Source organism: Aeromonas cavernicola (assembly GCF_002795305.1).
In the GTDB taxonomy this organism is placed as follows: domain Bacteria; phylum Pseudomonadota; class Gammaproteobacteria; order Enterobacterales; family Aeromonadaceae; genus Aeromonas; species Aeromonas cavernicola.
Genome location: NZ_PGGC01000208.1, coordinates 1 through 2,191, shown reverse-complemented (window position 1 = coordinate 2,191; position 2,191 = coordinate 1). Strand labels below are relative to the sequence as shown.

At 65.1% G+C, this 2,191-nt stretch carries 1 protein-coding gene; it reads right to left on the bottom strand.

Annotation, left to right across the window (positions count from 1 at the left end; translation table 11 throughout):
* The coding region (locus CUC53_RS17765; protein ID WP_157798319.1) for an amino acid adenylation domain-containing protein at positions 1 to 2,191 on the bottom strand (2,191 nt) is incomplete at both ends.

The window sequence follows — 2,191 nt, the reverse complement described above, 5'->3', positions numbered from 1 at the left end:
AGGGGTTGGCAATAAAGCGCTCGGCGGTGAGCTCGGGCTGACCAAAGTACCCCTCCGCCACCTGCACCCCGCCGATCCAGAGCTCCCCCGCTACTCCGGGGGGCACCGGCTGCAACTGAGGGTCAAGAATATGAATTGCGGTATTCCAGACCGGATAGCCGATGGGCACGCTGGTGACGGACTCGTCTGCCCGACAGGGATACCAGGTGACATCCACCGCCGCCTCGGTCGGGCCATAGAGATTGTGCAGGGGGGCTGAAAACGCCCCATACCAGCGCTGCACCAGCTCGGCGGGCAGCGCCTCGCCGGAGCAGAAGACCTGACGCGGGGCGTGGCAGCGGGCAGGCTCGGCCTGCGCGACGAAGATCTGCAGCATGGAGGGAACAAAGTGCAAGGTGGTGATCCCCGCCTGCTCAATCAGCCCGGCAAGATAAGCGGGATCCTTGTGGCCGCCCGGTTTGGCCAGCACCAGCCGTGCCCCGGTCATCACCGGCCAGAAAAACTCCCAGATGGAGACATCAAAGCCAGCAGGGGTCTTTTGCAGCACCCGATCCGCCGGACCGATGGGGTATTGGTGCTGCATCCAGCACAGCCGGTTGACGATGGCGCCGTGGCTCACCACCACCCCTTTGGGCCGACCGGTCGAGCCGGAGGTGTAGATGATGTAGGCCGGATCTTGTGGCTTAGGAGCTGGCAGATTGCAAGGTGCTATCGTTGCCAATTCTATCGTCGCCAGTTGCTCTGCCACACCGGGGGCATCGAGGCAGACAAGTGGCGCCGCCACATCGAGCGGCATCTGAAGCGTATGACTGGTCAACACCAGCGCAGGATCGCTGCTGGCCAGAATGTAGCCGATCCGCTCCACCGGATAGTCCGGGTCAACGGGCACATAGACAGCGCCCACCGCCATGATGGCCTGCTGGGCAAGAATAAGCTCAGGGGATCGCGGGATCACCACCGCCACTCGGCAACCGGGGCCCACGCCCCTCCCCGCCAGATAGCTGGCCAGCTGGCGGGTACGCTGGCGCAGCTCGGCCACACTCCAGCGCTCTGCGCCACACTCCAGCGCAATGGCGCTCTGATCCGCCGCCGCCAGCCCCTCGGCCAGCAGTGCGCTCAGGGTAGTGGTCGGCAGCAGATGATCGGTCTGGTTCCAGCGCGCCAGCTCAGCCTGCTCGCAGGGCAGCAGCAGCGGCAAGCGCACCGCCAGGGCCTCATCACCCGCCTCACTCCAGGCCGCCAGATAAGCTACCAGCCGGGCCAGATGACGTTCACTCTCCTGTTGGCTGAAACGCCCCTGATGGGTTTCCAAGGTCAGGGTGATGGCCCCCGCCTCTTCAGAAAAATAAAAGGCGCACTCCTCCACCGGTCCCGCCGCCAGTACCTGCGCCTCGCCACGTACTGCACCGTGCCCTTCACCAACGCTGAGGGTGCGGGCAAAGGGCATCAGGTTGACCTGAGGGCCAAACAGCGGCTGACCCGGCTGGCGCTGCTGCAACCACTCCTGACGGCAGCCCTGATGACGGCGCAGGGCGGCAAATTGCCGCTCGACCTGCGTCAGCAACTCCCCCACTCGGCTGGTGTCGCTCAGCTCGATGCGCAGCGGCACCACATTAACCTTCATACAGGGAGTATCGGCCGCCGCTGAACCCAACCGCCCCATCAGCGGAATACCTAGCACCACCTCGCCAGCACCACTCATCCGCTGCACATAGCAGGCCACTGCCGCCAACAGCAGGCTGTAGGGGTGGCAGGCAGAGCGACTGGCCCGCGCTACCAGTGCCTGCCACTGGCGGCCCGCTAGCCGCTGTTCGAAACGATAAGTGGGGCCGTGACCTTGTGCCGGACGGCGGGAGAGCGACGCAGGGTTCTCCACCCCAGCCAGCTGCTGGGTGAAGAAATCGCGATCCCGCGCGGCGCGCGGCGAATCCTGATAAGCCGCCTCTTCGGCCAGTAGTTGCTGCTGGGATGCATAACGACAGGGCGCCGGCTGCTCGCCTGCGCAAAGCGCCTCATACCAGCTCGCCACCCGCTGGCAGAGCAAGCTCAGGCCAAAGCCGTCGATGGCGATATGGTGCACGGCGATAAACCAAGCCCACTGCTGCTCGGCGAGGCGATAAAGCGTCGTAGCAAACAGCGGCCCCTCGGCCAGATTGCTGGGGGTAGCCAGCTGTGCACGCATCTGGGCCTG